The organism is Ruegeria sp. MALMAid1280, assembly GCF_049195285.1.
Classification (GTDB): domain Bacteria; phylum Pseudomonadota; class Alphaproteobacteria; order Rhodobacterales; family Rhodobacteraceae; genus Ruegeria.
On the sequence record NZ_JBMIRT010000037.1, the window covers coordinates 22,197 to 46,707 of the forward strand.

The 24,511-nt window shown below is 60.6% G+C and carries 26 protein-coding genes; 16 read left to right on the forward strand and 10 right to left on the reverse strand.

Annotated features, from left to right (window positions below):
- Positions 1 to 38: 38 nt before the first annotated feature.
- Positions 39 to 374, reverse strand: coding sequence for a cupin domain-containing protein (locus tag ACOQFT_RS03970; protein ID WP_421596740.1), 336 nt, complete (start codon positions 372 to 374; stop codon positions 39 to 41).
- A gap of 105 nt (positions 375 to 479) precedes the next feature.
- Here ACOQFT_RS03970 and ACOQFT_RS03975 point away from each other — a divergent pair, with 105 nt between their 5' ends.
- Positions 480 to 824, forward strand: coding sequence for a hypothetical protein (locus ACOQFT_RS03975; RefSeq protein ID WP_421596895.1), 345 nt, complete (start codon positions 480 to 482; stop codon positions 822 to 824).
- 12 nt (positions 825 to 836) lie between these two features.
- Here ACOQFT_RS03975 and ACOQFT_RS03980 read toward each other — a convergent pair whose 3' ends face one another.
- On the reverse strand, positions 837 to 1,895 hold the full coding sequence (locus tag ACOQFT_RS03980) for a transporter substrate-binding domain-containing protein (protein ID WP_421596741.1): 1,059 nt from the start codon (positions 1,893 to 1,895) through the stop codon (positions 837 to 839).
- A 199-nt stretch (positions 1,896 to 2,094) separates the two neighbouring features.
- Here ACOQFT_RS03980 and dapE point away from each other — a divergent pair, with 199 nt between their 5' ends.
- From dapE to rnr, 3 genes are read left to right on the forward strand one after another with little or no spacing between them, the layout of a single operon-like run.
- A complete protein-coding gene (dapE, locus tag ACOQFT_RS03985) occupies positions 2,095 to 3,234 on the forward strand; it encodes a succinyl-diaminopimelate desuccinylase (RefSeq protein ID WP_421596742.1) in 1,140 nt (379 codons plus the stop codon).
- A gap of 3 nt (positions 3,235 to 3,237) precedes the next feature.
- The gene (locus ACOQFT_RS03990) at positions 3,238 to 3,813 is read left to right on the forward strand and encodes a TIGR04282 family arsenosugar biosynthesis glycosyltransferase (RefSeq protein WP_421596743.1); all 576 of its coding nucleotides are present in this window, start codon (positions 3,238 to 3,240) and stop codon (positions 3,811 to 3,813) included.
- Between the two features lie 47 nt (positions 3,814 to 3,860).
- Positions 3,861 to 6,119, forward strand: coding sequence for a ribonuclease R (rnr, locus tag ACOQFT_RS03995; RefSeq protein ID WP_421596744.1), 2,259 nt, complete (start codon positions 3,861 to 3,863; stop codon positions 6,117 to 6,119).
- Here rnr and ACOQFT_RS04000 read toward each other — a convergent pair.
- Positions 6,110 to 6,496, reverse strand: coding sequence for a DUF1801 domain-containing protein (locus tag ACOQFT_RS04000; RefSeq protein WP_421596745.1), 387 nt, complete (start codon positions 6,494 to 6,496; stop codon positions 6,110 to 6,112). The two genes, rnr and ACOQFT_RS04000, sit on opposite strands and share 10 nt — an antisense overlap.
- A 111-nt stretch (positions 6,497 to 6,607) precedes the next feature.
- On the opposite strand from ACOQFT_RS04000, the gene ACOQFT_RS04005 reads away from it, so the two are divergent.
- Entirely contained in the window at positions 6,608 to 7,906 is a 1,299-nt protein-coding gene (locus tag ACOQFT_RS04005) for a lytic murein transglycosylase (protein ID WP_421596746.1), read from the forward strand.
- Between the two features lie 29 nt (positions 7,907 to 7,935).
- Here the strand turns inward: ACOQFT_RS04005 and ACOQFT_RS04010 are convergent, their stop codons facing one another.
- The 3 genes from ACOQFT_RS04010 to ACOQFT_RS04020 all read right to left on the reverse strand — a co-directional run bounded on the left by ACOQFT_RS04010 (position 7,936) and on the right by ACOQFT_RS04020 (position 10,831).
- Complete coding sequence (locus tag ACOQFT_RS04010; protein WP_421596747.1) at positions 7,936 to 8,373, reverse strand: hypothetical protein; 438 nt, start codon at positions 8,371 to 8,373, stop codon at positions 7,936 to 7,938.
- Between the two features lie 301 nt (positions 8,374 to 8,674).
- Positions 8,675 to 10,072, reverse strand: a complete 1,398-nt coding sequence (locus tag ACOQFT_RS04015) for an aspartate aminotransferase family protein (RefSeq protein WP_421596748.1) — start codon at positions 10,070 to 10,072, stop codon at positions 8,675 to 8,677.
- Positions 10,073 to 10,147: 75 nt separating this feature from the next.
- Positions 10,148 to 10,831: a GntR family transcriptional regulator gene (locus tag ACOQFT_RS04020; protein ID WP_421596749.1), complete on the reverse strand. Its 684-nt coding sequence runs from the start codon at positions 10,829 to 10,831 to the stop codon at positions 10,148 to 10,150.
- 140 nt (positions 10,832 to 10,971) lie between these two features.
- On the opposite strand from ACOQFT_RS04020, the gene ACOQFT_RS04025 reads away from it, so the two are divergent.
- The 5 genes from ACOQFT_RS04025 to ACOQFT_RS04045 all read left to right on the forward strand — a co-directional run bounded on the left by ACOQFT_RS04025 (position 10,972) and on the right by ACOQFT_RS04045 (position 16,256).
- The gene (locus tag ACOQFT_RS04025; protein WP_421596750.1) at positions 10,972 to 12,057 is read left to right on the forward strand and encodes a polyamine ABC transporter substrate-binding protein; all 1,086 of its coding nucleotides are present in this window, start codon (positions 10,972 to 10,974) and stop codon (positions 12,055 to 12,057) included.
- Positions 12,058 to 12,125: 68 nt separating this feature from the next.
- On the forward strand, positions 12,126 to 13,253 hold the full coding sequence (locus ACOQFT_RS04030) for an ABC transporter ATP-binding protein (RefSeq protein ID WP_421596751.1): 1,128 nt from the start codon (positions 12,126 to 12,128) through the stop codon (positions 13,251 to 13,253).
- Positions 13,253 to 14,143 (forward strand): ABC transporter permease subunit, encoded by an 891-nt coding sequence (locus tag ACOQFT_RS04035; RefSeq protein WP_421596752.1) that lies wholly within the window; start codon positions 13,253 to 13,255, stop codon positions 14,141 to 14,143. The genes ACOQFT_RS04030 and ACOQFT_RS04035 overlap by 1 nt, the downstream gene beginning before the upstream one ends.
- Positions 14,140 to 14,958 (forward strand): ABC transporter permease, encoded by an 819-nt coding sequence (locus ACOQFT_RS04040; RefSeq protein ID WP_421596753.1) that lies wholly within the window; start codon positions 14,140 to 14,142, stop codon positions 14,956 to 14,958. Before ACOQFT_RS04035 ends, ACOQFT_RS04040 begins: the two co-directional genes overlap by 4 nt.
- Positions 14,955 to 16,256, forward strand: coding sequence for an NAD(P)/FAD-dependent oxidoreductase (locus ACOQFT_RS04045; protein ID WP_421596754.1), 1,302 nt, complete (start codon positions 14,955 to 14,957; stop codon positions 16,254 to 16,256). Before ACOQFT_RS04040 ends, ACOQFT_RS04045 begins: the two co-directional genes overlap by 4 nt.
- 3 nt (positions 16,257 to 16,259) lie before the next feature.
- Here the strand turns inward: ACOQFT_RS04045 and ACOQFT_RS04050 are convergent, their stop codons facing one another.
- The 3 genes from ACOQFT_RS04050 to ACOQFT_RS04060 all read right to left on the reverse strand — a co-directional run bounded on the left by ACOQFT_RS04050 (position 16,260) and on the right by ACOQFT_RS04060 (position 19,079).
- Positions 16,260 to 17,093: a phosphotransferase gene (locus ACOQFT_RS04050; protein ID WP_421596755.1), complete on the reverse strand. Its 834-nt coding sequence runs from the start codon at positions 17,091 to 17,093 to the stop codon at positions 16,260 to 16,262.
- Positions 17,094 to 17,181: 88 nt separating this feature from the next.
- Entirely contained in the window at positions 17,182 to 17,847 is a 666-nt protein-coding gene (locus ACOQFT_RS04055; protein ID WP_421596756.1) for a flagellar hook capping FlgD N-terminal domain-containing protein, read from the reverse strand.
- 2 nt (positions 17,848 to 17,849) lie between these two features.
- Positions 17,850 to 19,079, reverse strand: coding sequence for a flagellar hook-length control protein FliK (locus ACOQFT_RS04060; protein ID WP_421596757.1), 1,230 nt, complete (start codon positions 19,077 to 19,079; stop codon positions 17,850 to 17,852).
- Positions 19,080 to 19,190: 111 nt separating this feature from the next.
- Here ACOQFT_RS04060 and ACOQFT_RS04065 point away from each other — a divergent pair, with 111 nt between their 5' ends.
- From ACOQFT_RS04065 to ACOQFT_RS04090, 6 genes are all read left to right on the forward strand, one after another.
- The gene (locus tag ACOQFT_RS04065) at positions 19,191 to 19,472 is read left to right on the forward strand and encodes a rod-binding protein (protein WP_421596758.1); all 282 of its coding nucleotides are present in this window, start codon (positions 19,191 to 19,193) and stop codon (positions 19,470 to 19,472) included.
- A complete protein-coding gene (locus ACOQFT_RS04070) occupies positions 19,456 to 19,815 on the forward strand; it encodes a flagellar biosynthesis protein FlgN (protein WP_421596759.1) in 360 nt (119 codons plus the stop codon). The genes ACOQFT_RS04065 and ACOQFT_RS04070 overlap by 17 nt, the downstream gene beginning before the upstream one ends.
- A 210-nt stretch (positions 19,816 to 20,025) precedes the next feature.
- Entirely contained in the window at positions 20,026 to 21,237 is a 1,212-nt protein-coding gene (locus tag ACOQFT_RS04075; protein ID WP_421596760.1) for a flagellin, read from the forward strand.
- A 77-nt stretch (positions 21,238 to 21,314) separates the two neighbouring features.
- Positions 21,315 to 21,689 carry a flagellar biosynthesis regulator FlaF gene (flaF, locus tag ACOQFT_RS04080; RefSeq protein WP_421596761.1) on the forward strand — a complete coding sequence of 125 codons (375 nt, stop codon included), beginning with the start codon at positions 21,315 to 21,317 and terminating at the stop codon, positions 21,687 to 21,689.
- Positions 21,689 to 22,090 (forward strand): flagellar biosynthesis repressor FlbT, encoded by a 402-nt coding sequence (gene flbT / locus ACOQFT_RS04085; protein WP_352996402.1) that lies wholly within the window; start codon positions 21,689 to 21,691, stop codon positions 22,088 to 22,090. The genes flaF and flbT overlap by 1 nt, the downstream gene beginning before the upstream one ends.
- Entirely contained in the window at positions 22,087 to 22,878 is a 792-nt protein-coding gene (locus ACOQFT_RS04090) for a DUF1217 domain-containing protein (protein ID WP_421596762.1), read from the forward strand. The genes flbT and ACOQFT_RS04090 overlap by 4 nt, the downstream gene beginning before the upstream one ends.
- 53 nt (positions 22,879 to 22,931) lie before the next feature.
- On the opposite strand, the gene ACOQFT_RS04095 is transcribed toward ACOQFT_RS04090, so the two are convergent.
- Complete coding sequence (locus tag ACOQFT_RS04095; RefSeq protein ID WP_421596763.1) at positions 22,932 to 24,503, reverse strand: DUF427 domain-containing protein; 1,572 nt, start codon at positions 24,501 to 24,503, stop codon at positions 22,932 to 22,934.
- Positions 24,504 to 24,511 lie beyond the last annotated feature (8 nt).

Sequence of the window (24,511 nt, forward strand, 5' to 3'; positions counted from 1 at the left end):
AGACAGGGGCCGCAGCATCGCGCTGCGGCCTTTTTTGTTTACCCTTTGACCGGGTAGCGGTCGGGTTCCTCGAACACGTCGATCACCCGCGTGCCGGCCTTGATCTTGCCCCCGTGCTCGACACCGGACGGGATCGAATAGCTGTCGCCCGGGCGATAGGTTCTGGTCTCATCCCCAATGGTCAGCTCCACCGCACCCTCGATCACGGTACCCCATTGCGCCTTGTGCGAATGCGCGGGCAGTTCGAAATCCTTGAGGAAGGTAAAGAACGCCACCAGCCCCGCATCCGACCGGATCACCGCGGATTGCACCACGTCCTCGGGGAAGGGCACGTCAAGGCTGGGAAAGTCGGTGATGAAATCTGGGTACGCCATGGAAAGGTCCTTTGCGGTTTATGTCCAGGAACTATGAACGCGCAGTCGACGTCCCGCAATTGCCGACCGCTTGACCGTGGGCGGACGCGCGGCTATGGCCCCGGCATGGAAAAGCAAAAGAAACCCTCTCGTCAGCAGGTTTACACCCTGCTTGTGCAGATCGGCCGCAAGGATGGCGACGGCCTGCCCGAAGGCGCGACCGGGGCGGCGCTGATGTGTTTCGCCAGCGGTGTGGACGAGGCCGAGGCCGTGCGCGAAACCGTGGCCATTCTGAAACAGGCCGATACCGCGCCGCTGGATGTCACCGGCTATGGCACCCTGGCCGAGCGCGAGGCGCAGGGCCATGACATCGGCCCCGACGAACGGGCGTTGATGCAGCGGGCCTTGGATGAAAACGCGGTGATTGTCGCGCAGATGACGCCGTTTTTCGGGGATGAGGAACAGGCCTAAACGCTAAGCGTTTTAGTTCCGCACCCCGAACCACTTGCGGTAGATCTCGTCATAGGTGCCGTTTTCACGCAGCGACAACAGCGCCTGGTTGACCTCTTCAACCAGAGGCGACCCGGTCGGGAAGGCAATTCCATAGCTTTCGCGCAGGAAGATACCGCCGGTCATTGTGGCGATCCGGCGCCCCTCGTGCGAGGCATAGTAGGACAGGATCGGCGCGTCAAAGACCGCGGCGTCCAGTTCCTTGTCCTCGAAGGCGGCCAGCATCTCATCAAGGCCGGAATACCCGACAAACTCGATCTCGCGCCGGTTCAGGAAACTGGCGGCGGTGGACTCCGTGATCGTGCCGACCTGCTTGCCGTACAGATCGTTGACCGAGTTCACGCTGCCGCTGATCGCATCCACCGTCATGACCGAAGTAATGCGCGCCGTGAACACCGATACGATGAACAGCGACGAGACCACCAGAATCACCCCCAGCAGACGGCCGAACGGGGTGCGGGGCATCCGTTCCTCGAACCCGCCATTTACCACCAGGTTCAACGCCCACCAGAATGACGGGAACCATGCCTCGTTCAGTTTGCGGTCGAAATAGGGCTGCGAGCGGCGCTCGAACGTCCACATCAACATGCCACCGCCCAGCAAAAGGGCAAAGGCCAGACCGATGGCGATGAACAATTCGCGCGACAGCAACGCATGCAGCAGTGACGGCTGCCGCATGGCCTCGGATGGGACCATGATCTGCAACCCGGCCTCGAAAATCGGCTGGCTGAAGTCCATCTGCGTTTCACGCGCAGCGGTGATCGAGATGTTGGCGATGGCCAGATCGGCGGACCCGTCCTGCACCGCGCCCAGCATGTCGTTGAAGGTTCCGACCCGGTCGACCGAGTACTCCCAGTTCAGTGCCTCGGCCAGCGCCTCGATCAGGTCCATGGAAAATCCGGTCTGGGCCCCGTCTTCGACATAGGAAAACGGAGGGCGGGTCACCGTGGTGACATCCAGCGTCTGGGCCCGGCTTTGCTGTGCAAGAACGGCGAAGGTCAGCCAGACCAATGCGAAAAGCGCGCGTATCATCTTCAAATCACCTGTTTCGCGGGGCTCTAACGCAGATTTGAACGGTGCAGCAAGGTGGTCACAGGGTAAAGACCTGTGTTTTGATTGGGTGTCACGGTGATATGTGCAGAAAAAAGCCCTCAGATTTGGGCGGGCAGGGGTTGGCAATTGGCTCAATTCGTTGAATCTGTGCGCGCAAACGAACCAAAGGGGCCTTGCCATGACAGATCCGGTAGAACTGACAGCGGCCCTGACCCGTTGCCCATCGGTCACACCCGAGGAAGGCGGCGCCCTGGTTCTTTTGGAACAACTCCTGTCCGATGCGGGGTTCGACTGCACCCGTGTGGACCGTGGCGGCATCAGCAACCTGTTTGCCCGTTGGGGTGAAAAGGGCCATGCACGCAGCTTCGGGTTCAACGGTCACACCGATGTTGTGCCGGTTGGGGACGAGGCCGCCTGGACCATGCCGCCCTTTGGCGCCGAAATCCGCGATGGCGTGATGTATGGGCGCGGGACCACCGACATGAAATCCGGCGTCGCGGCCTTTGCCGCAGCGGCGGTGGATTTCGTGCGCGAAACGCCGCCCGACGGCGCGGTGATCCTGACCATCACCGGCGATGAAGAGGCCGACGCGCTGGACGGCACCACGGCGCTGCTGGATTATATGGCCGAGGCTGATGAGAAGATGTCGGTCTGTCTGGTGGGTGAACCGACCTGCCCGAATACCATGGGTGAGATGATGAAGATTGGCCGTCGGGGCTCGATGACCGCGTGGTTCACCGTGACCGGCGTGCAGGGCCATTCGGCCTATCCGCACCGGGCGAAAAACCCTTTGCCCGCGATGGCGCGGCTGATGGATCGGCTGGCCAGTCACGAGCTGGATCGGGGTTCGGACCACTTTGATGCCTCGACGCTGGCGGTCGTGAATATCGACACGGGCAACGAAGCGACCAATGTGATCCCGGCGCAATGCAGCGGTGCGGTGAATATCCGTTTCAACGATCTGCATTCCGGGGCCAGTCTCAGCGAATGGCTGCAGACCGAAGCGCAGAACGTAGCTGAAGCCTATGGTGTCGAGGTTGGTGTGCGCATCAAAATCTCGGGCGAAAGTTTCCTGACCCCGCCCGGCCCGCTGTCCGATCTGGTGGCGCAGGCGGTTGAGGCGGAAACCGGTATCCGGCCCGAGATCTCCACGACGGGTGGCACTTCGGATGCGCGGTTCGTGAAAAACCACTGCCCGGTGGTCGAGTTCGGCCTGGTCGGTCGCACGATGCATCAGGTGGATGAATGCGTCGAGGTGGCGCATATCGAGCAACTCAAGGCGATCTACACGCGCATCCTGCGGGACTATTTCGCCTGAGTGATGCAGCGCACTCTGGTCATCATGGTCAAGGAGCCACGCCCGGGGCGGGTGAAAACCCGGCTGGGCCGCGATATCGGCATGGTCGGCGCGGCGTGGTGGTTCCGGCATCAGACCCGGTCGCTGATCCGACGGCTGCGCGACCCGCGCTGGCAGATCGTGCTGGCTGTGGCTCCGGATCGAGAAGGCCTGACCAGCCGCATCTGGCCCGCCGACCTGCCGCGTGCCGCTCAGGAGCGCGGTGATCTGGGAGACCGGATGGCGCGGATGCTGCGGGGTATGCCGAAAGGACCGGTCTGCCTGATCGGCGCGGATATTCCCGGCATCACACGCGGGCACATCGCGCAGGCGTTCAAGGCGCTTGGTCAGGACCAGATGGTCTTCGGCCCCGCGCCGGACGGAGGGTACTGGCTGGTCGGGGCGCAACGATACAGTGCGCTGCCGCTGGGCCTGTTTCGCAATGTGCGCTGGTCGACCGAACACGCCCTGGCCGACACGTTGGCCTCTGTCCCCGGCACGCGCGTGGCGCTGTTGGATCAGTTGCGCGATGTCGACACGCTGGCCGATCTGAAACCCTGATCCTTTTTAGTCATGACGCGGTCGCATCCCCGTGCTAGGCCGGAATTATGACTCGCATCCCCACCAAGCAAGAGGTCCTCGACTGGATCTCGGCGAACCCCACCCTGACCTCGAAACGCGATATCGCCAAGGCCTTTGGCATCAAGGGCGCGGACCGGATTGATCTGAAGCGTATCCTCAAAGAGCTTGAGGCCGAAGGGCATCTGGAAAAGCGCAAGCGCAGCTATGGCGACCCGGATCGTCTGCCGCCGGTCAGCGTGTTGCAGGTGAAGGCACCGAACGCCGATGGCGATCTGTTTGCCCGTCCGCTGGAATGGCATGGCGAAGGGGTCGAGCCCATCGTTCTGATCATCACCCGTGCCAGCGACCCGGCGTTGGGCGAGGGCGATCGTATCTTGGCCCGCCTGACCGTGGTGCATGAGGAAGACCACAATTACGAGGCCCGCCTGATCCGCCGCATCGGGACCAACCCGCGCAAGATCGTCGGCATCTTCCGCAAAGGGGCCGAGGGCGGGCGGATCGTGCCCATCGACAAGACCGGCCAGACCGAATGGCTGGTGCATGACGGCGCGGTTCTGGGCGCGAAAGACGGCGAATTGGTCGAGGCCGAACAGGCCGGACCCAAGAACCGCATGGGTCTGCCGCGTGCGCGCATAGTGGAACGTCTGGGCGACCCTTCAGCGCCCAAGGCCGTGTCGCTGATCGCCATCCATCAGCACGGCATTCCCGACGATTTCGCCGACAAGGTGATTGCCGAGGCCGACAAGGCCAAACCCGCAGGCCTGAAGGGCCGCGAAGACCTGCGGGACATGCCGCTGCTGACCATCGACCCCTCGGATGCGCGCGATCATGACGACGCCTGCTATGCCCATGCCGATGATGACCCCAAGAACCCCGGCGGCCATGTGATCTGGGTCGCTATCGCCGACGTCGCCGCATATGTGCAGCCTGGCACCGCGCTGGACCGTGAGGCGCGCAAGCGCGGCAACTCAAGCTATTTCCCCGACCGCGTGGTGCCGATGCTGCCGGATCGTTTGTCGGGTGACCTTTGCTCGCTGCACGAAGGCGTCCCGCGTGCCTGTATTGCCGTGCGGATGCAGATCGACGCCGACGGCAACAAGATCGGCCACCGATTTGTGCGCGGCCTGATGCGCTCGGCTGCGTCATTGCATTACGCCGAAGTGCAGGAGGCCATCGATGGCGCCCCGAACGACCGCACCGGGCCGTTGTTGGAGCCGGTTCTGAAACCGCTCTATGCCGCCTATGCTGCGCTGAAAAAAGCACGCGCCGTGCGGCAGCCGCTGGAACTGGACCTACCGGAACGCAAGATCGTGCTCAGCGAAAAGGGCGAGGTCGAGAGCGTGGCTTTCCGAGAACGTCTGGACGCGCACAAGCTGATCGAAGAGTTCATGATCCTCGCCAATGTGGCCGCTGCCGAGACGCTGATCGCCAAGCGCCGTCCGCTGCTGTTCCGGGTACACGAGGAACCCGCGCCCGAGAAACTGGAAAGCCTGCGGGAAACGGCGCAGGCCGCTGGCTTGAACCTGGCCAAAGGGCAGGTCTTGCAAACCCGTCACCTGAACGCGCTGCTGAACGCCGCCGCCGGGACCGAAGACGCCGAACTGATCAACCTGACGACGCTGCGGTCGATGGCGCAGGCCTATTATAACCCCGAGAATTTCGGTCATTTCGGGCTGGCGTTGCGCAACTATGCTCATTTCACCTCACCCATCCGCCGCTATGCCGACCTGATCGTGCACCGGGCGCTGATCTCGGCCCATGGCTGGGGCAAGGACGGTTTGACCGAAGATGAAATTATGCGCCTGGACGAAACGGCCACCCATATCTCGGACACCGAGCGCCGCTCGATGATGGCCGAACGCGACACGACTGACCGCTATCTGGCGGCCTATCTGAGCGAACGGGTGGGCAATGAATTCGAGGGCCGCATCAGCGGCATCGCCCGGTTCGGCGCCTTCGTGAAGATGGACGAAACCGGCGCGGACGGGCTGGTGCCTGTGCGATCATTGGGGCGCGAGTTCTTCCACTTCGACCGAGAGGCGGGAACGCTGATGGGCTCAGACACCGGGCTGGTCATCGCCATCGGCCAGCGCGTCACCGTGCGCCTGACCGAAGCCACGCCCGTCACCGGCGGGCTGGAGTTGGAGCTGCTGTCCATCGACGATCAGGCGCTGCCCCGTGGGCGTGCACCGAAAGGGCGGCCAACGCGGCGTAAGGCGGTCAGTACCAAGCGCAAGAAAGACAAGATCAAACGCAAGGTCGAGCGCAAACGCCGTCAGAGATGATAGGTCAGCGCTCGCGCAATCAGCCAGCCATGGCGCGTCGGGTCGATCTGATCCGGGTTGTCGAACAGCACGGCCCGGTTGCCGTCGATCCGATCCTCGCCCGGAAAGGCCGAGGTGAAATCGCCCATCAACCGGCTTTGGCAATGCACGAACAGTGCAAAACACGCGGCTTTGTGGGTGCCGATCCGGATCGTCGACCCCTTTGGCGCCAGATAGGCGGGCTGCCCCCAGCGCAGCGCCTCTTGCAGCGGCTGCGCAGCGGGCAGGGACGCGGCGGTGTCAAAGATCAACTCGCGCAGGATCAGCGCGCCGGCACGGGCGTTCTCGGGCAAGGTATCATAGGCGGCGGCAACTTTGGGATCGGTAAAAGGTGTCATGTCAGCAGCTTATCCGGTTTGACCCGGCAGGTCAGAAGTTTCGGCCTGAGTACTTTGTGAATCCCGCATTTTGCGCTATTCTGGCCCCGAGCAGTAATCAGGAATTTCGGAATGCGTAAATGCACAAGTGGCGTCATTGCCGCTGCATTATGGGCATCCATTGTGCAGGCGGAATCCCTCAATACAGCGGATGGGTTTCAGACCTTTCAGCTGGCCTCGGCCAATCTGACCGTGTCGTTGCGACCGGTTCTGCGGCCCTCAGCGATGGAGTATCGGGTGTCGACCGAAGGAAACGCGCGATTTCAGGCGTGGCTGGGGGCGTTTCGGGACCGGGCGCTTGCGCAGGGCATTTCCACCGATACGCTGGATTGGGCGCTGGCCGGTCTGACCTATGACAAGAAGATCATCGAACGTGACCGCAATCAGGCCGAGTTCTCGAAACCGATCTGGGAATATCTGGATTCTGCCGTCTCGGACACGCGCGTCGCCGATGGCCGCGCCGGGCTGGAGCGCTACAACGCGATCCTGACCCGGATTGAGGCGCAGTATGGCGTGGAAAAAGAAGTCGTAACCGCGATCTGGGGCCTTGAGACCGCGTTCGGGACGTTCCGGGGCAGTGATCACACCATCCGCTCGCTGGCGACGCTGGCCTTTGACGCGCGGCGGGCGCCGTTCTTTGAAACCCAGCTGATCGCCGCATTGCAGATCATTCAGGCGGGGGATGTCAGCCCCGGTCACATGGTCGGCAGCTGGGCGGGCGCGATGGGGCACACGCAGTTCATGCCAACATCGTATCTGGAACACGCGGTGGATTTCGACGGTGACGGGCGGCGGGATATCTGGTCGGACGATCCAAGCGATGCGCTGGCCTCGGCCGCTGCGTATCTGGCGCGGCACGGCTGGACCAAAGGCCAGCCCTGGGGCGTTGAAGTACGCCTGCCCGAAGGGTTCGACTATGCCACCGCAAAACGGGACCATACGTTGCTGCCGTCGGACTGGGCCAAACGCGGCGTGGTCGGGCGTGACGGCAAACCGGTCCCGGATCACGGGCACGCCGCCATCCTGCTGCCTGCGGGCGGGCAGGGCGTAGCGCTGATGATCTTCGACAATTTCCGCGTGATCGAGACATATAACGGCGCCGACGCCTATGTGATCGGCATCGGCCACCTGTCCGACCGTCTGGCCGGACGCACCCCGTTTCAGGCCGATTGGCCTCGGGGGGATAGGGTGCTGAGTTTCACTGAGAAAAAGGAGTTGCAAACCCGCCTGACCGAGGCCGGGTTTGATACGCAAGGTATCGACGGGCGGACCGGGCCAAACACAACCGACGCGGTGCGGGCTTACCAATTGGCACAGGGGTTGTTGCCGGACGGGTATGCCAGTTTGAAGCTGTTGGAGCGGTTACGGTGACTTGGCTGCGTCTTCCTTTAGATGCGCTTCTATCTATCGTTTGGGAATTTTGCTCGGTGGGCAAATAGACCCATGCTTGTCCCTTTGCCCGACACAAGGATCGCCTCGCCGGGCTTTATGGTGGTGGCGAGTTCCTCAGATTGGTTGCAAAGCCTGTCCCAAGGAGACGGTACGCCTTCCAGTTCAATAGAGTATGGGCAATGGCCGTCAGGTCCCAAACCGCCATACCACTCTGAGGTGTAAGGCAATTCGATTTCCTGCCCCACGAGTTTGGCAACTATCATAGGGACACCATAAGTGATTGGCCCCATGCCGCTAAGTAGAACAACAAAAATCGGCAGAATACTCAGAGTAATCCCGTCCCAGAAGACTTTGGATCTTTCGGACGGAGAGCTCTGTTTTTTCCACAGCCTGAACCACATTGCGCCTAAAAAGCAGGACATAGCAATGCCAAGAGCAATGTCCAAAGAGCGAGCTTTGATAACCCAGTCGGGAGACGGAAAATACTGAACTCCAAAGTAACCTTGGAAGATCTTTAGTCCGCACAGCAACACAAAACTGGCATATACAACAGTGACCCATAGCGGAGGGCGGGGTCTGCGTTTGCGTGGTGGTGGAGTGTCGGGCATCAAAAACCGGAGCTAATAAGACTGCTTCCGAGGTAAGTCAACCATATGGGTTTTGTAAAGCGCTGAGTACAGTGCTGGGTTGAAAAAGGGCGGTTGTTGAACCAACCGCCCGTGCGTTCTTCTTGTCCAGGCCGATGACCTACGCCGCCGCCTTCATCAGCCCCTGCGCAATGATTTCGGCCCGCGCCTCGTCCAGAGACTTGTGGATGCGCACGAACATCTCGTCGATATCCGCTGGGGTCACGACCAGCGGCGGAGAGATGATCATCCGGTCATCCACATGACGCATGATCAGGTTGTTGGCAAAGCAGCGTTCGCGACAGATATAGCCGACGGTGCCGGGCTCGGATGCAAAATTGGCGCGGCTGGCCTTGTCCGGGGTCAACGCGATGGACGCCATCAAGCCGACGATCTTGGCCTCACCCACCAGCGGGTGATCGACCAGCGCCTCCCATTTCTGTTTCAGATAGGGCGCAGCCACGTCGCGGACGTGATCGACGATCTTTTCTTCTTCGAGGATGCGAAGGTTTTCCAGCGCCACGGCGGCGGCGACCGGGTGGCCGGAATAGGTGTAGCCGTGGTTGAACTCGGTGCCGCCGATGACCTCGGCGATCTCGTCATTGACAATCGACCCGCCGATTGGCGCATAGCCCGAGCTGAGGCCCTTGGCGATGGCCATGATATGCGGCTTGATTCCTACGGTTTCTGACCCGAACCAGTTGCCGGTGCGGCCAAAACCACAGATCACTTCATCGGCGATCAGCAGGATATCGTACTTGTCGCAGATGCGCTGAACCTCGGGCCAATAGCTGTCGGGGGCCACGATCACACCGCCTGCGCCCTGTACGGGTTCGGCGATAAAGGCCGCGACGCGGTCCTCGCCCAGCTCCAGAATGGCCTCTTCCAGTTCACGCGCGCGGGCCAAGCCGAAGTCCTCGGGCGTCATGTCGCCGCCTTCGGCCCACCAGTTCGGCTGGTTGATGTGGTGGACATTCGGGATCGGAATGCCGCCCTGCGCGTGCATCCCCGCCATGCCACCCAGCGAGGCTGACCCCACGGATGAGCCGTGATAAGCATTATGGCGGCTGATGATGATGTTCTTGTCGGGTTGGCCTTTTTCAGCCCAGTAGGTGCGCACCAGACGGATGTTGGTGTCGTTCGCCTCGGACCCGCTGCCGGCGAAGAACACGTGATTCAGATCGCCCGGCGCCAGTTCGGCCAGTTTCTTGGCCAGTGCAATCGCGGGCACATGGGTCGTCTTGAAGAAAGTGTTGTAGTAGGGCAGCTCGCGCATCTGGCGGGCGGCGGCATCGGCCAGCTCATCGCGGCCATAGCCGATGTTGACGCACCACAGACCGGCCATGGCGTCCAGAATCTCTTCGCCCTCACTGTCGGTCAGGTAGACGCCTTTGGCGCGGGTGATGACGCGCGCGCCCTCTTGGCCCAGCGAGCAATTGGCCGAAAACGGGTGCATGTGGTGGGCGGCATCCAGCGCCTGCAATTCGGCGGTGGGCATGTGATTGGTGATGGTGGACATCCGGAAACCTCCTGAAAGAGCGGTCGGCACTCACAATATGATCAAATTTTTTCCTGTCAATCGAATCGCATGAATCTAGCCCTGGCTCAGGGCGTCGACCATCAGTTCCATACCCTGTTTGATGTCCTTCGCGGTGGCTTTTGCCACCCCTTCGGCATCCTGGGCGCGCAAAGCGGCAAGGATATCCTTGTGCCAATCCGGCAGGCTCTGGGTGCCAAACCGGCCACAAACCACCCGCAGAGACGGCCCGAATCTGAGCCACAGCCGCTCGGTCAGATCGCTGAGAATCGGGGCATTCGCGTGGGAATAGAGCGTCTCGTGAAAGCTGTGGTTCAGACGTAGATAGCCGCTGACGTCCCCATCGGCGATGGTGCGGTCCAGCTGCTGGTCGAGGCGGTCAAGGCGGTCGATATCCGCACCGCTCATATTCGTCGATGCGCGTCTGGAAAGTTCTGATTCCATTGACAATCTGGCAAAAATCATCTGCTCGACATCGCCTGCTGACAGCAATGGAACGCTGACCCTGCGATTGCCCTGGAACACCAGCGCACCATCCGAGATCAGGCGCCGAATCGCCTCGCGCACCGGGGTCATTCCGACCCCCAGAGATTCGGTCAGACCCTGTATGGTGACCGGCTGCCCCGGTACCAATTCGCCGAACATGATCTGCGCTTTCAGGGTTTGGTACACCTGCTCATGCGCGGGTCGTTTTTCACCCTCTGCCTTCGTTCCTGATGCCTTATTTTTGATCAAATCCAATTGGTTTGCCTTGTTTCCGATGATGTTAACTTGCCAGATGCCTGACCTTTTGAAACCATACGCGGGATCGGGGGAAAACGCAAAACTTGATCAAATCCAAAAAAACGGGAAAATACCCGTACACTTGCAGGGAGAAAAAAATGTCAATCAAAACGCTGACGATGACCGCGGTCATCGCTTTGGGGACTTCGGCGGCCTTCGCCGAAGAGGTGCGTGTCTACAACTGGTCCGATTATATCGACGAGGACCTGCTGAAGAAATTTGAGGAAGAGACCGGCCTGACGCTGATCTACGACGTGTTCGACAGCAACGAGGTTCTGGAAACCAAGATGCTGGCCGGGGGATCGGGTTATGACGTGGTGGTCCCGACCGGCAGCTTCATGAGCCGCCAGATCCAGGCGGGTGCGTTTCAGGAACTGGACGCGGCCAAGCTGTCAAATATCGGTAATGCGTGGGATGTCATTGCCGAACGCGTCGCGCAATTCGATCCCGACAACAAGCATTCGGTCAACTATATGTGGGGCACCACCGGGTTGGGCGTGAATGTCGGCAAGGTCAAGGAAGTGCTGGGCGAAGATGCACCGCTGGATTCGATGGAGTTGATCTTCAACCCGGAGAACATGGAGAAACTGGCCGCGTGCGGCGTTTATTTCCTGGACGCCCCGGATGAGATGGTGCCGGCGGCGCTGGTCTATGCGGGCCTCGACCCGAATTCGCATGAAAAAGACGATATCGCCAAGGCCGAAGAGGTTTTTGCCGCGGTGCGTCCTTACGTGAACAAGTTCCACAGCTCGGAATATATCAACGCCCTGGCCAACGGGGATATCTGCGTGGCCGTTGGGTTCTCGGGCGATGTGCTGCAGGCGCGGGACCGTGCGGCCGAGGCCGATAACGGCGTTGAGATCGCCTATAACGCGTTCAAGGAAGGATCGCAGATGTGGTTCGACCAGCTGGCGGTGCCGATTGACGCGCCGAACCCGGATGGGGCGCATAAGTTCATCAACTTCATGCTGGACGCCCAGAACATGGCCGCCGCATCGAACTATGTGTTCTACGCTAACGGCAACAAAGCCTCGCAAGAATTTCTTGCGGAGGATGTGATCGGTGACCCCGCCGTCTACCCGTCGGAAGAGGCTATGGCGAACACCTATATCAAGGGGCCTTACCCGCAAAAAACGCAGCGCGTCGTGACGCGCATGTGGACCAAGATCAAATCGGGTACCTGATCCGATTTCGCGCAGGGCGGTCGGGATCGCCTTGCGCCTTTTTCCAGCTTGTCGAAACGGGGGCCGCTTTGAACTCTGACGTCTTTGCGCCGTGGGAAGACCCACAGGCGAAACCTTTGATCCAGTTCCAAAATGTCACCAAACGGTTCGGTGATTTCACGGCCATCGACAACCTGTCTCTGGGCATTTTCGAGCGCGAGTTCTTTGCCCTGCTGGGGCCGTCGGGCTGCGGCAAGACCACCATGATGCGAATGCTGGCCGGGTTCGAGAAGCCGACCGAAGGGCAAATCATACTAGGTGGTCAGGACATCGATCCGATCCCGCCGAACAAACGGGCGGTGAACATGATGTTCCAGTCATATGCACTGTTTCCGCATCTCAGCATCTGGGACAACATCGCCTTTGGCTTGCGCAGGGACAACATGCCCAAGCATGATCTTGAGGATCGTGTCGAGGAAATGCTGCGCCTGACCCGGCTGGAGCAATTCGCCCGCCGCAAGCCGCACCAGATCTCGGGCGGGCAACGTCAGCGGGTGGCGCTGGCGCGGTCTTTGGCCAAGGCGCCGAAGCTGTTGTTGCTGGACGAACCTTTGGGCGCGCTGGACAAGAAACTGCGGCAGGACACGCAGTTCGAGTTGATGGATATTCAGGAAAAGACCGGCACAACTTTCGTCATCGTCACCCACGATCAGGAAGAGGCGATGACCGTCGCCAGCCGCGTCGCGGTGATGGATCAGGGCAGGCTGATGCAGGTGGCAACGCCGGATCGCATCTATGAGAACCCGAACTCGGTCTATGTCGCGGATTTCATCGGCGACGTGAACATCATCGAGGGCCGTGCCTCATCCGGCGGTGAGGATACCTATCAGATCGACTGGGCCGAAGGGCAGTCGCCCCTGACGGCGACCTCGGTCAACGAATTTTCGAACGGGCAGGCCTGCCATATTGCGATCCGGCCCGAGAAAGTGACGATTTCGGCCGACCGTCCGTCAGATGCGATCAACGCGGTGCAGGGCAAGGTGCATGACATCGCCTATCTGGGCAACCTGTCCACCTATCACGTCGAATTGCCGAACGGCACAATCATCAAGGCGCAGACGGCCAATACCCGCCGCATCTCGCGCCGATCGTTCACATGGGAAGACCCGGTCTGGCTGTCCTGGACAGCAACGGCTGCGGTTCTGCTGGCCAACTGATGCGCCGTGCGTTTCTGATTGCCGTTCCCTATATCTGGCTGCTGGCGCTGTTTCTGGTGCCGTTTTTCATTGTCCTGAAAATCTCTTTGTCAGACACCGAATTGGCCATCCCGCCTTACACCCCGACACTGGACCTGACGCAGGGCTGGGCCGGGATCAAAGAGTTTTTCGGCCAACTGGATTTCGAGAACTTCGTCTGGCTGACCGAGGATGATCTGTATTGGAAAGCCTACCTCTCAAGCGTCAAGATCGCGGTGATCTCGACCTTTTTGACGCTGCTGGTGGGGTATCCCATCGCCTATGGCATGGCCCGCGCGCCTGCGGAATGGCGGCCGACGCTGATGATGCTGGTAATCCTGCCGTTCTGGACCTCGTTCCTGATCCGGGTTTATGCATGGATGGGCATCCTGTCGAACGAAGGCTATCTGAACCAGATCCTGCTGTGGACGGGCATCATCTCGACCCCGCTGACCATTCTGAACACCAATACGGCGGTCTATATCGGCATCGTCTACACCTATCTGCCATTCATGATCTTGCCGATCTATTCATCGCTGGAACGGATGGACGAATCGCTGATCGAAGCCGCCGAGGACCTGGGCTGTTCGCGTCTTCACGCCTTTTGGCTGGTGACGGTCCCCCTGTCGCGCCCGGGTATCATCGCGGGGTGTTTCCTTGTCATGATTCCGGTGATCGGTGAGTTCGTGATCCCCTCGCTGCTGGGCGGGTCCGGCACATTGATGATCGGCAAGGTGCTGTGGGAGGAGTTCTTCGCGAACCGCGACTGGCCGGTCGCCAGCGCCGTGGCGGTGGTGCTGTTGCTGATTCTCGTGATCCCAATTGTTCTGTTCCAGCGCAACCAGCAGAAACAGGCGGAGGCAGACCAATGAATAGGCTAAGCTGGTTCAATACCGTGTCCCTGACGCTGGGGTTCGCCTTCCTCTATATCCCGATGATCATTCTGATCATCTTCAGCTTTAACGAAGGCAAGCTGGTTACCGTCTGGGCCGGGTTTTCGACCAAATGGTATGGCGAAGTGGTCCAGAACCAGGCGTTTCTGGATGCAGCATGGGTGACCGTGCGCGTTGCTGTGTTCTCATCCACGCTGGCGACCATTCTGGGCACCGCTGCCGCTTATGTGCTGGTGCGCGGCGGGCGGTTCTTTGGCCGGACGCTGTTTTCCGGCATGATCTATGCCCCACTGGTGATGCCCGAGGTGATCACCGGCCTGTCGCTGCTGCTGCTGTTCATCGGCATCGGGCTGGACCGGGGCATCCTGACCATTGTTCTGGCCCATACGACCTTTTCGATGTGTTTCGTTTCCGTAGTCGTTTCTTCGCGCCTTGTGACATTCGATCAGTCGCTGGAAGAGGCTGCACTGGACCTGGGCTGTTCTCCGGCGCAGGCGTTCCGGCTGGTGACCTTGCCGATCATCGCGCCTGCGGTGATTTCGGGCTGGCTGCTGGCCTTTACCCTTTCGCTGGATGATCTGGTGATCGCGTCCTTTACCTCGGGGCCGTCGGCCACGACCCTGCCGATCAAAATATTCTCAGCCGTGCGATTGGGGGTCAGCCCCGAGATCAACGCGCTGTCCACGATCATGATCGGGATTGTGACGGTGGGGGTTATCACCGCATCCCTTATCACAAAACGGGCGATGGTGCGGCAAAAGCAGGATGAGATGGCTGCCGCACGCGCCGAATGAAACGGCTGTTTTCCGAATACACCTATGGGCCCGGCCCCCGGACCAACTGCTGGTGGGATGAGACGATTGCCAGCCCCGACTGGCCGGTGCTGCAGGGCGATCTGAGCACCGACGTTGCCATCATCGGCGGCGGCTTCACCGGCCTCTCGGCGGCGCTGCATCTGGCTAAGGCCGGGGTGCCGGTTGCCGTGCTCGAGGCCGATACACCGGGCTGGGGCGCGTCTGGGCGCAATGGTGGGTTCTGTTGCCTGGGCGGATCAAAGCTGAGCCACGGTGCGATGGTCCGCCAGTTCGGAGAGGCCGCTGCAAACAGCTATGCCCAGGCCGAAGAGGACGCGGTTCACCTTGTCGCCGATCTGCTCGGCGCCCATTGCATCAATGCCGATGTGCATTCGCAGGGTGAGACCCAACTGGCCCATACCCCACGTGCAATGGACAAGCTCCGGCGGCAGGCCGAGGTGTCCGGCACGCTTCATGAGCCCGGTGATCTGCGGGGGCTTGGCTTTGGCGAGGGGTTTCATGGCGGCTACACCATTCCGGTCGGGTTTGCGCTGAACCCCCGGAAATACCTGTTTGGTCTGGCGCAGGTGGCCCGGTCCTGCGGCGCCGATCTGTTCCAGCGCTCCGCTGCGCAATCCATCCGTAAGACGCAGTCCGGTTTCGAGGTTCCGACCAATTCAGGCCGGATCAAGGCGCAGAACGTGCTGATCTGCACCAACGGGTATTCCAGCGAGGACATCCCGCCCTGGATGGCGGGGCGTTATATGCCCGCCCAGTCCACCGTACTGGTGACCCGTCCGCTGTCGGTGGCCGAGCTGCAGGCGCAAGGATGGACCACCGATCAGATGTGTTACGACACCCGCCATCTGCTGCACTATTTCCGTCTGATGCCCGACCGGCGGTTTCTGTTCGGAATGCGTGGCGGGTTGCTGTCCTCTTCTCGGGCCGAGGCCGCCATTCGGCGCAAGGTCGTCAAGGGTTTCAGGCAGATGTTCCCCGGCTGGGCGGGTGTGGACGTGACCCATATGTGGTCCGGTTTGGTTTGCCTGTCGCGGGGGTTGATGCCTTTTGCCGGTCCTGTGGCGGACCAGCCGGGGATGTTCGCCGGGTTTGCCTATCACGGAAACGGGGTGGCAATGGGCACCTATTGCGGGCGCGCGCTGGCCCGGATGGTTCTGGGGCGGGATGCTGGGTTGCCGGCCCCCGTTGGACATGAGCCGCAGCGGTTTCCGCTTGGACGCTGGCGTCGTGCTTTGATGCCACCCGCTTATGCGGTGATGGCGCTTGCGGATCGGTGATGGTCAGAGCGTTGCCAGCTCCAACTCCAACCCTTCGGCATAGTCGGCCGCGCCATTTTCGATCCGCCACAGGCAATAGGCCGCCATCCGCCATGCGTACCATCGGCGCAGTGTCTGAAACCGTTCCAGCGTATCCGTGTGGCCATAGGCGGACAGGAACTCACGCTCTTCTGCCTGCGTCAGAGCCGCGCCCCGATACAGGTGCTGCATCGCCGGGGACAGGAACAAAGCCAGGTCCTCACAGGGATCACCCTGCGCCGGGCATTGCCAGTCGATAAGGGTCAGGCCGGACGGTGAGGTCAGAATGTTCCCGGCAACCGGGTCGCCGTGGATCAGGCAGGTGTTGGCGGTCGGTGGCACTTGCCCGTCGGGTTGCAATTGGCCCAGCCGAAGCCGTGTTGGCGAAAGGCATCCATCAAGAATATTCTGCCCATGTCTGGCCAGATCAGCGCTGCCGTTACACCCTTTTGGGGCCTGTACGGGCAGGTCGAGCGCGTGAAACTTGCGCAGCAGCTTTCCCACTTCAGCCGCCCCCTTGCGCCACGGAGAACCCGGCGCATGATCGTAAAACACCCATCGGCCATGCTCATGCTGACCGGCTGCGCGCAGGCGCGGGGTAAAACCGGTTGGCTCCAATGCCGTCAGGCTCTGCGCTTCCAACTCGGCATCGTTGCGGAACAGCGGATTGCGCGGCCCGTCACGATATAGTTTCAGCACCTTGCCGCCGTTTTCCTCCAGCACCTTCCAGACCTGATTGGTGCGCCCGCCATACAGGGTCTGAAATCGCGCATTCCCTGCAATCAGACCCTGATCGCGCAGGTCATCAACAAGATCCAACGGAGGGGTAATCGGGTCAGACAGAGGGGCCACCGATACAAAAAGCGAGTCGCAGGTTGCACAGGTTTGGCCCGTCGCGCCCTGCAGATCAAGCTCCGGCGCGAACCGCTGTTACCATTCCTACCGGTACGACCTGACCGCTTTCCAGCGTCAGCAAGACCGAGTCTTCCCCGACTTGTGCTTCAACCACCTGATTGTAGGCTGCGACGGGTTGGGTCGACAGCAACTCATCCCCTTCATAGCTTTCCAGTGTCGCCATATAGCTGCCTGCCGGCAACGGGCTGCCGTCACTCGCTGTTCCGGCCCAGACAAAGTCTGTTTGTGTCACCGGTACGGAAATCCTTTCAATCTCGGTGCCCTTGCTGTCACGGATGACCATCACGGCACCGTCGGCCGCCGTTGCAGCCTGCGCGGACAGGGTCACAGGCTCACCGTCAAAGTGAAACGCCGCGGTGGTCTTAACGTCCATGCCGACCCAATTGGCCAGCTCTTCCAGCTTGACGCCACCCAGCGACAGCACCAGCCCGGACAGCGCCTCGTTGGTTTGCACCTGCTGTTCAACCATCGAAAACTGCGCCAGTTGCGAGGCGTACTCACTGGAATCCATCGGTTCCAACGGGTCCTGATTCTGCGCCTGGGTGGTCATCAGCAACAGGAACGTGTCGAAATCGGATGCCACGGATGCGGCTTGCGAACTGGGTGCCGCCTGAGCAGACGTGGTGGACTGGGTCGTCGATTGCGTTGGGGTGATCATGGTCAAAGCCTTATGTCGATTCGTCCGTCAGGGGCCATGTTTGGGTGCGCCGGGCCTGCCTCGGCGACGTGCTCGGGTTGAGGGGCCGAGAACTCGTTGCCCTCACCCCCGTCAGATTCGTCGTGCTGCGCATCGGCGGATGTTCCCAGATCAAAGGACAGATCGCCCAGACCGAAGTTCTGGAACTCGGCTTCCAGAACCGAGAGATGGCGCCGCATCATGTCCAGCGTCTCGGGGCGTTCCGCGCTGATTGTCAGGTGCAAACCATCGTCGCGGCCATTCAGAACGATTGAGACACGCCCCAGTTCTTCGGGGTTCAGCGCAACCTCGATGGCGCCGGATTGCGACCTTACATTGATGGCGGTTGCCATCTGAGATGCGATGGCGCGCGCCGTTTCTGCGCGGGCGGTGGCTGTCATGGCCTGAGCCGCAGGCCCCGATTCGCGCGTGGCAGACGGCGTCGGAGCTTCTCTGGCGGCCTGCATGTCCTCGACTTCGGGAATCGGCTGTGTTTCGGCCTGAACTTGCGATTTGTCGGATGCCAGAAACTGCACCTGCATAACTGTCGGTGCGCGATCAGCTGTTCCGGGATGGTTCGGCTTCGGTTCAGCCGCGGACGCGGCATGCGTCGCGCCCCGATCCGGGTCGGTAACGACCGATAAAACCGGCATCTCTTTCGGGCGCGGGTTCGTTATGATTGACCCCATCGGAAGGCTCGTTGGCCTAGGGGTGTTTTCAGATGGTCGCCTCGGCTGGTCACCCCCTGAAATCAACGCCTGAAAGACCGGCGGAACCAAACGTTGCGCGGGGCGTTCAGCCGTTCGCGGCAGTTCAGCCTGTGCAAGACCCGGTTGCTTGTCCCCGGTCGTTTCGGCGTCAGCCTGATCGATCGAAGGTATCACGGACGGCTCTTTGGGCGTCGCTTTCAATGCAGGGTCTGGAATCGCCTCGGCAGCAACGGGGCGGATTTCGGCAGGGGGCTGGTCATCCGCAGCAACAGCGATGCCTGTCGGCTCGACCTCTTCCGCGATGGCCTCCAGCTCTGACGCCGCATCCGGGTCCTGAACCAGAAGATCAGTTGTCTCAGCATCATCGGATTGCGGTTCGGTGTCCCGATCCATGACCGTTTGAAAGGACATACCGCCCTTGGATTCGCGTGCCTCATGCGCGGTCGCATCGGGTTTCGCGGCGGCGGTTGGTGAGGATATCACCGCTGAAAGAGGGTTGGGCATTTTGCTCCGGCTCCTTTTGTGTACCCGGAAATCTGCCTGCAGGAAGTTACGTTTATTTTAACCGCTTTCGCCTTTGATCAAGAAAGTTCGATGCAAATTTCGGAGAAAGCAATGAAGGTTTCTGCGACCCCTCCCGTCCCACAACCACCGGCGGCAACTCAGAAAGTACAGGCCGCCGCTGTCGAGTTGGAGGCGGCGTTTCTGGCAGAAATGCTCAAGGCCTCGGGGTTGGGCAAGGCGCGCCAATCCTTTGGCGGCGGCACGGGGGAGGACCAGTTTTCCTCATTCCTTGTGCAGCATCAGGCGCGCGCCCTGGCCGAATCCGGTGGCGTCGGCCTGTCCGAAATTCTGTTCCAGTCCATGATGGAGAAAACCAATGCCGACCAAAGCTGACACCGACCTGATTAAGTCCTTGGAAGAAGTGCTGGAGCTTGAGCGTACCGCGCTTGTCGACGGTGACCTGGACCGGCTGAATCACATGGCGCCGGAAAAGGAAAAGCTGATCGGGGCAATCAATGAGCTTCAGGTCTTTGACAGTGCCGAGTTGATTCGCCTGCAGGAGAAGGTAGAGCGCAACCAGGCCTTGCTGAACAGCGCGGCCGAGGGGATTCGCGCCGTGGCCAGCCGTATGGCCGAGCTGCGCCGCGTGCGGCAGGAATTCAGCACCTATGGCGCCGACGGTCAGCGCAACGGATACACCGTGCGCCACCATGCAAAGCTGGAAAAACGGGCATAGCGGCGGGTTTGATTCAAATCCGAATTTTCTGGCTTGGACGCTTTAGCACTCCGTTAGGGGATCAGGGGCAAAGGTGGTCGGGCACCTGGAAACAGCAGGTGGCGCGAACAGCCCGACGGCGGATCGCACTGATCAGAAAGACGTCAAAGCCCGCATGTGATGCGGGGTAAGCATGGGCGCAAAGGGCCCGAACGGAAAAGGAAGAAAGCTATGTCCAGCATTCTGACCAACAATGGCGCAATGGTTGCGCTGCAAACTCTGAAATCGGTCAACAAGAACCTGGCACAGACCCAGAACGCGATCTCGACCGGTAAGGACGTTGCAACTGCGAAAGACAACTCGGCCGTCTGGGCGATCTCCAAAGTCATGGAATCCGACGTAAAGGGCTTCAACGCGATCAAGGACAGCCTAGCGCTGGGTGAATCGACCGTTGCAGTGGCCCGGAACGCCTCGGAAACCGTGACCGATCTGCTGACCCAGATGAAGGGCAAGATCGTCGCGGCGCAGGAAGACAACGTGGATCGTGGCAAGATCAACGACGACGTGTCGGCTCTGAAAGATCAGATCAACTCGGTTGTCAGCGCAGCGCAGTTCAACGGTCTGAACCTGGTGGACGGGTCTGCAGGTTCTGCGTCGATCCTGGCCTCGCTGGATCGTGACAACCTGGGTGCGGTGACCGCTTCGTCGATCTCTGTGGCCGGTCAGAACCTGTCGACCGGCGGCTATACTGCGGCTCAGGTGTTTGACGGTTCGACAGGCGCCTCGACCGGCAATGACCGGGTGGGTGCGACCATCGACAATGGTGCAACTTCGGCAACCGCGCTGGTGACAGATGAATCCAGCGGTACTTTTGCCGCAGGTGACAAGGTTGTTGTCGCGATTAACGATCAGACTGTGTCCTACACCGTCTCGGCTGCGGACGCCGCTGCGACAACCACCGGTGACCTTGTCGCTGTGGGCCTGAAGGCAAAGATCGAAGAATTGGGTATCACAGGTTTGACCGTCGATTATGACTCGGGCACCCAGGGTACACTGTCGGTCACCAACGCAACTGGCAATGACGTCTCATTCTCGGCTCAGTACGTGAATGCAGGTTCGGGTGGTCTGGGCGCGTTGACCGGCATTGACGTTTCAACCGGCGCTGGCGCAACTGCCGCTATGGCAACGATTGAAACCTTGATCGACACATCGATTGACGCCTCGGCTGCCTTCGGTTCGTCGCAGAGCCGGATCGAGACCCAGAAAGAGTTCATCTCGAACCTGTCGGACTCGTTCAAATCCGGTATCGGTTCGCTGGTTGACGCCGACATGGAAGAGACCTCGGCCCGTCTTCAGGCGCTGCAGGTGCAGCAGCAGCTGGCCACCCAGTCGCTGTCGATCGCCAACCAGGCGCCGCAGTCGATCCTGTCTCTGTTCCGTTAATCTCCGGAACCTGGCCGGGGCGTGGAAGCGCGCCCCGGCCCTGACCGCCAAAAGACGGACTATTGGAAGGATTTCAAGTGACACCGCACACTCTTGCACAGCGAGCCTATGCGCAGACCGCCGCCCCCACGCGCACACCGCGCGACACCGAATACGAGGCGATTTCGAAGATCACGCACCGGCTCAAGGCCGCTGCCGCCCGGCGAAAAACAGATTTTGGCGGGTTCGTTCAGGCGCTGCACGAAAATCGCCGTCTTTGGACCGTATTGGCCAGCGGTGTCACGGATTCGGACAACGCCTTGCCTAACGAGCTGCGCGCACGGATTTTCTATTTGGCCGAGTTCACCGAACAGCACAGCAGCCAGGTTCTGGGCAACAAGGCGACCGTGGAACCTTTGCTTGAGATTAACATGGCGGTGCTGCGCGGCCTGCGGCAAATGGGGGCCACCTGATGGGTGGGTTGGTTCTGAAACTGGCACCGAAAGAGAGGGTGCTGATCAACGGCGTGGTTGTTGAAAACGGGGATCGCCGCAGCCGGTTCTCAATCATGACGCCCGATGCCAACGTCCTGCGCTTGCGGGACGCCATCCACCCGGACGAGGTGAACACCCCGGTACGGCGGGTCTGCTACGCCGCTCAGCTTGTGCTGTCGGGCGATATGGAGCCTGAACGGGCCCGCCAGCAGCTGCTGCGCCGGGTCGAGGAATTGAGCCAGGTCTTTACCGACGCAGACAGCCGAAGGGTGCTGTCCGAGGCGACAGAGGCTTTGCTGGCTGAGCAGTATTACAAGTGTCTGAAATCTCTGCGTGCGCTATTGCCGCGCGAAGAACGGTTGATGGCGTATCAGCAATGACGTTCCAGCCTGTCATCCCTACGGGCGGCCTTGTGGGCTGGCGGTTTCTGCAACGCACCTATGACGCGCAGCTCGACAGCTTTTCGTCGTCATCTGCCAACGAGAGGGAACGGCAGTATTTTCTGGAAAACATCGGCAAGGTGCAAACGGCCGAGGATCTGGTGTCGGATCGCCGCTTGCTGCAGGTCGCGCTGGGCGCCTTCGGTTTGGAAGGTGATGTAAACAACCGTTACTTCATCCAGAAGGTGCTGTCCGATGGCACCAGCGCCGATGATGCGCTGTCGAACAGGTTGTCTGACGGCAGGTACCGGGAGTTTTCCGAGGCGTTTGGCCTGGGGCCGGGGGAAATACGCCGGACGGGGCTGGTAACCTTCATGGAAGACATTGCGCGCGACAACGATGTGTCCCGGTTCGAAATCGCGGTGGGCGAGTCTGACGAAACCATGCGGATTGCGCTGTACGCTCAGCACGCTCTGGTCGATCTGGCCGGACAAAGCGGCAGTGCGGATACCAAGTGGTTTGATTTGATGAGCTTGCCTCCGTTGCGCAGCATGATGGAAACGGCGCTTGGCTTGCCGTCCAGCTTCGCCCAGCTGGATATCGACCGGCAGCTTGAGGTGTTCAAAGACAGGCTGTCGGGTGTGACCGGATCGGATGATCTGTCGCAGTTTACGGATGAGGCGGCGGTGGCGCAACTGACGGACCGGTATCTTGCCCGCAGCCAGATTGCGCAGTTGCAGAGCACGATTTCACCTGCTCAGACCGCACTGATCCTGTTGGGGGCGTGATGGTGGTATTGGTCGGGCGGGTTCCAATCTGTCAGCGATACCTGCCTAAAAAGCTAGCTGCTCAAAACCGCATCTGCTGAGGTTCGGAGGGCGAAGGAAGTGACCGGCAGGGACACGTTGTGCAGTTTGACATCCCCCAGCGGCACCGCGTTGGCGCAGGCTGGCTGAATATCGGCCGAGACGACAATACGGTGGCCTACATTTTTGCCATATTCCGCTAATCGGGCTGCCACATTTGCAGCCTGTCCAATGACAGTGAAATCCAGCCTTTCGCGTGATCCGACATTGCCATAGGTGACCCGGCCATAGGCAACACCGATCGAGCAATCGCAATGAGTGTCAGAACCGGACTGGCGCAGCTCGCCCAGTTTTTCGACGATTTCGATGGCGGAACGCTGGGCATTCCAGCGCGCCGATTCAGCGTCGTCGCCGGCCGGGAACACCGCCAGTACAGCGTCGCCGATGAACTTTAGAACTTCACCGCCGTTTTCATGCACGATGCCGGACACGGTCTCAAAAAACTCGTTCAGCAGGTTGATATAGGCGGATCGACCCAGCTGTTCTTCCAGGCTGGTGGAATTGCGCAGGTCGCAGAACATGATCGCGGCGTCGATCTCATCGCCGTCCCCGCGCCGGATTTCACCCCCCAGAACGCGCGCGCCGGAACGTTTGCCCACATAGGTTTCCAACAACACCTGCGCGTTTTCACGCTGCATGAAGACCTCGTAAAACCGGGCAATGACCGAGGAGCATTCGAACACCAGCCCCAGATTTTCGGTGGTAAACCCGTCCGGGTGGTCGCAGGTCAGGGTCAGAACGTTGGTTCGCCCGTCTGAAAACGGCAGCGGCATGGCGACGTAGTCGGTTGCCCCCTTGGCACGCAAATCCTCCATGATCGGAAAACTGTTCTGCGGATTTTCGTCGTTCAGCCGCTGACGCACCCCGCCCAGCCCGTTCGACACATGACGCAGGGGGCTGTTGATATAGGCCGGGTGGTCGTGAATTTCATAGGTGGGCACATTGGTCGAGATCTCAGCCGCGCCCTTTTCCCAGATATAGTGTTTGCCCGCGATCAGCGGATGCAGCGACCAGGCCAGAATGCTGAGCCGCTGGATGGCGATGCCGTGCTCCAGCATCTTTTCAGCCAGGGCTTTGGTAAAGGCTTCGGGGGTCTGGTTCTCGGACGCGCCGCGCATCAGCCAGTCGATCAGCGGGCCGCTGATATTGCCATCCTCGGGGTCGCGCAGATCGTTCTCGCCCAGATCGATCCGCGTATAGGCGCCGGGCATAAAGCCGATATGGCCCTGAATGGCCGCGCTTTCGGGCAGGGCGTCCTCATAGGCCCAGACGGAATTGGCCAGTTGTTGGCCATCCAGAATGACATCGTGATAGGTCGCGGTGCCTTTGAAGGGGCAAAAGGTCTGCAATTCGGTTTCGTCGCCAAGATCGACGCAGACGTCGTCCCGCGGGATATAGATCGTGGCCGGCAGCCGCGTCTCATACATGACCTTGGCGTTGCTGCTTTCGGCAAGAAGGATGTCGTCGCGGTAGATCGCAACCCGCCCGGTCAGCTCTTCGACCGAGATGCCATAACCTTTGGTCTTTGGGGTGGTGTGCACATTCATCATCAGAC

Bases quoted from the DNA above. Each gene is read 5' to 3' on its own strand.
- ACOQFT_RS04045 (WP_421596754.1), top strand. From the start codon at position 14,955: ATGAAACGGCTGTTTTCCGAATACACCTATGGGCCCGGCCCCCGGACC.
- ACOQFT_RS04005 (WP_421596746.1), top strand. From the start codon at position 6,608: ATGCGTAAATGCACAAGTGGCGTCATTGCCGCTGCATTATGGGCATCC.
- ACOQFT_RS04065 (WP_421596758.1), top strand. From the start codon at position 19,191: ATGAAGGTTTCTGCGACCCCTCCCGTCCCACAACCACCGGCGGCAACT.
- ACOQFT_RS04090 (WP_421596762.1), top strand. From the start codon at position 22,087: ATGACGTTCCAGCCTGTCATCCCTACGGGCGGCCTTGTGGGCTGGCGG.
- ACOQFT_RS04000 (WP_421596745.1), bottom strand. From the start codon at position 6,496: ATGACACCTTTTACCGATCCCAAAGTTGCCGCCGCCTATGATACCTTG.
- ACOQFT_RS04040 (WP_421596753.1), top strand. From the start codon at position 14,140: ATGAATAGGCTAAGCTGGTTCAATACCGTGTCCCTGACGCTGGGGTTC.
- ACOQFT_RS03980 (WP_421596741.1), bottom strand. From the start codon at position 1,895: ATGATACGCGCGCTTTTCGCATTGGTCTGGCTGACCTTCGCCGTTCTT.
- dapE (WP_421596742.1), top strand. From the start codon at position 2,095: ATGACAGATCCGGTAGAACTGACAGCGGCCCTGACCCGTTGCCCATCG.
- rnr (WP_421596744.1), top strand. From the start codon at position 3,861: ATGACTCGCATCCCCACCAAGCAAGAGGTCCTCGACTGGATCTCGGCG.
- ACOQFT_RS03975 (WP_421596895.1), top strand. From the start codon at position 480: ATGGAAAAGCAAAAGAAACCCTCTCGTCAGCAGGTTTACACCCTGCTT.
- ACOQFT_RS04015 (WP_421596748.1), bottom strand. From the start codon at position 10,072: ATGTCCACCATCACCAATCACATGCCCACCGCCGAATTGCAGGCGCTG.
- ACOQFT_RS04060 (WP_421596757.1), bottom strand. From the start codon at position 19,079: ATGCCCAACCCTCTTTCAGCGGTGATATCCTCACCAACCGCCGCCGCG.
- flbT (WP_352996402.1), top strand. From the start codon at position 21,689: ATGGGTGGGTTGGTTCTGAAACTGGCACCGAAAGAGAGGGTGCTGATC.
- ACOQFT_RS04070 (WP_421596759.1), top strand. From the start codon at position 19,456: ATGCCGACCAAAGCTGACACCGACCTGATTAAGTCCTTGGAAGAAGTG.
- ACOQFT_RS04075 (WP_421596760.1), top strand. From the start codon at position 20,026: ATGTCCAGCATTCTGACCAACAATGGCGCAATGGTTGCGCTGCAAACT.
- ACOQFT_RS04055 (WP_421596756.1), bottom strand. From the start codon at position 17,847: ATGATCACCCCAACGCAATCGACGACCCAGTCCACCACGTCTGCTCAG.
- ACOQFT_RS04035 (WP_421596752.1), top strand. From the start codon at position 13,253: ATGCGCCGTGCGTTTCTGATTGCCGTTCCCTATATCTGGCTGCTGGCG.
- ACOQFT_RS04095 (WP_421596763.1), bottom strand. From the start codon at position 24,503: ATGAATGTGCACACCACCCCAAAGACCAAAGGTTATGGCATCTCGGTC.
- ACOQFT_RS04025 (WP_421596750.1), top strand. From the start codon at position 10,972: ATGTCAATCAAAACGCTGACGATGACCGCGGTCATCGCTTTGGGGACT.
- ACOQFT_RS03990 (WP_421596743.1), top strand. From the start codon at position 3,238: ATGCAGCGCACTCTGGTCATCATGGTCAAGGAGCCACGCCCGGGGCGG.
- ACOQFT_RS03970 (WP_421596740.1), bottom strand. From the start codon at position 374: ATGGCGTACCCAGATTTCATCACCGACTTTCCCAGCCTTGACGTGCCC.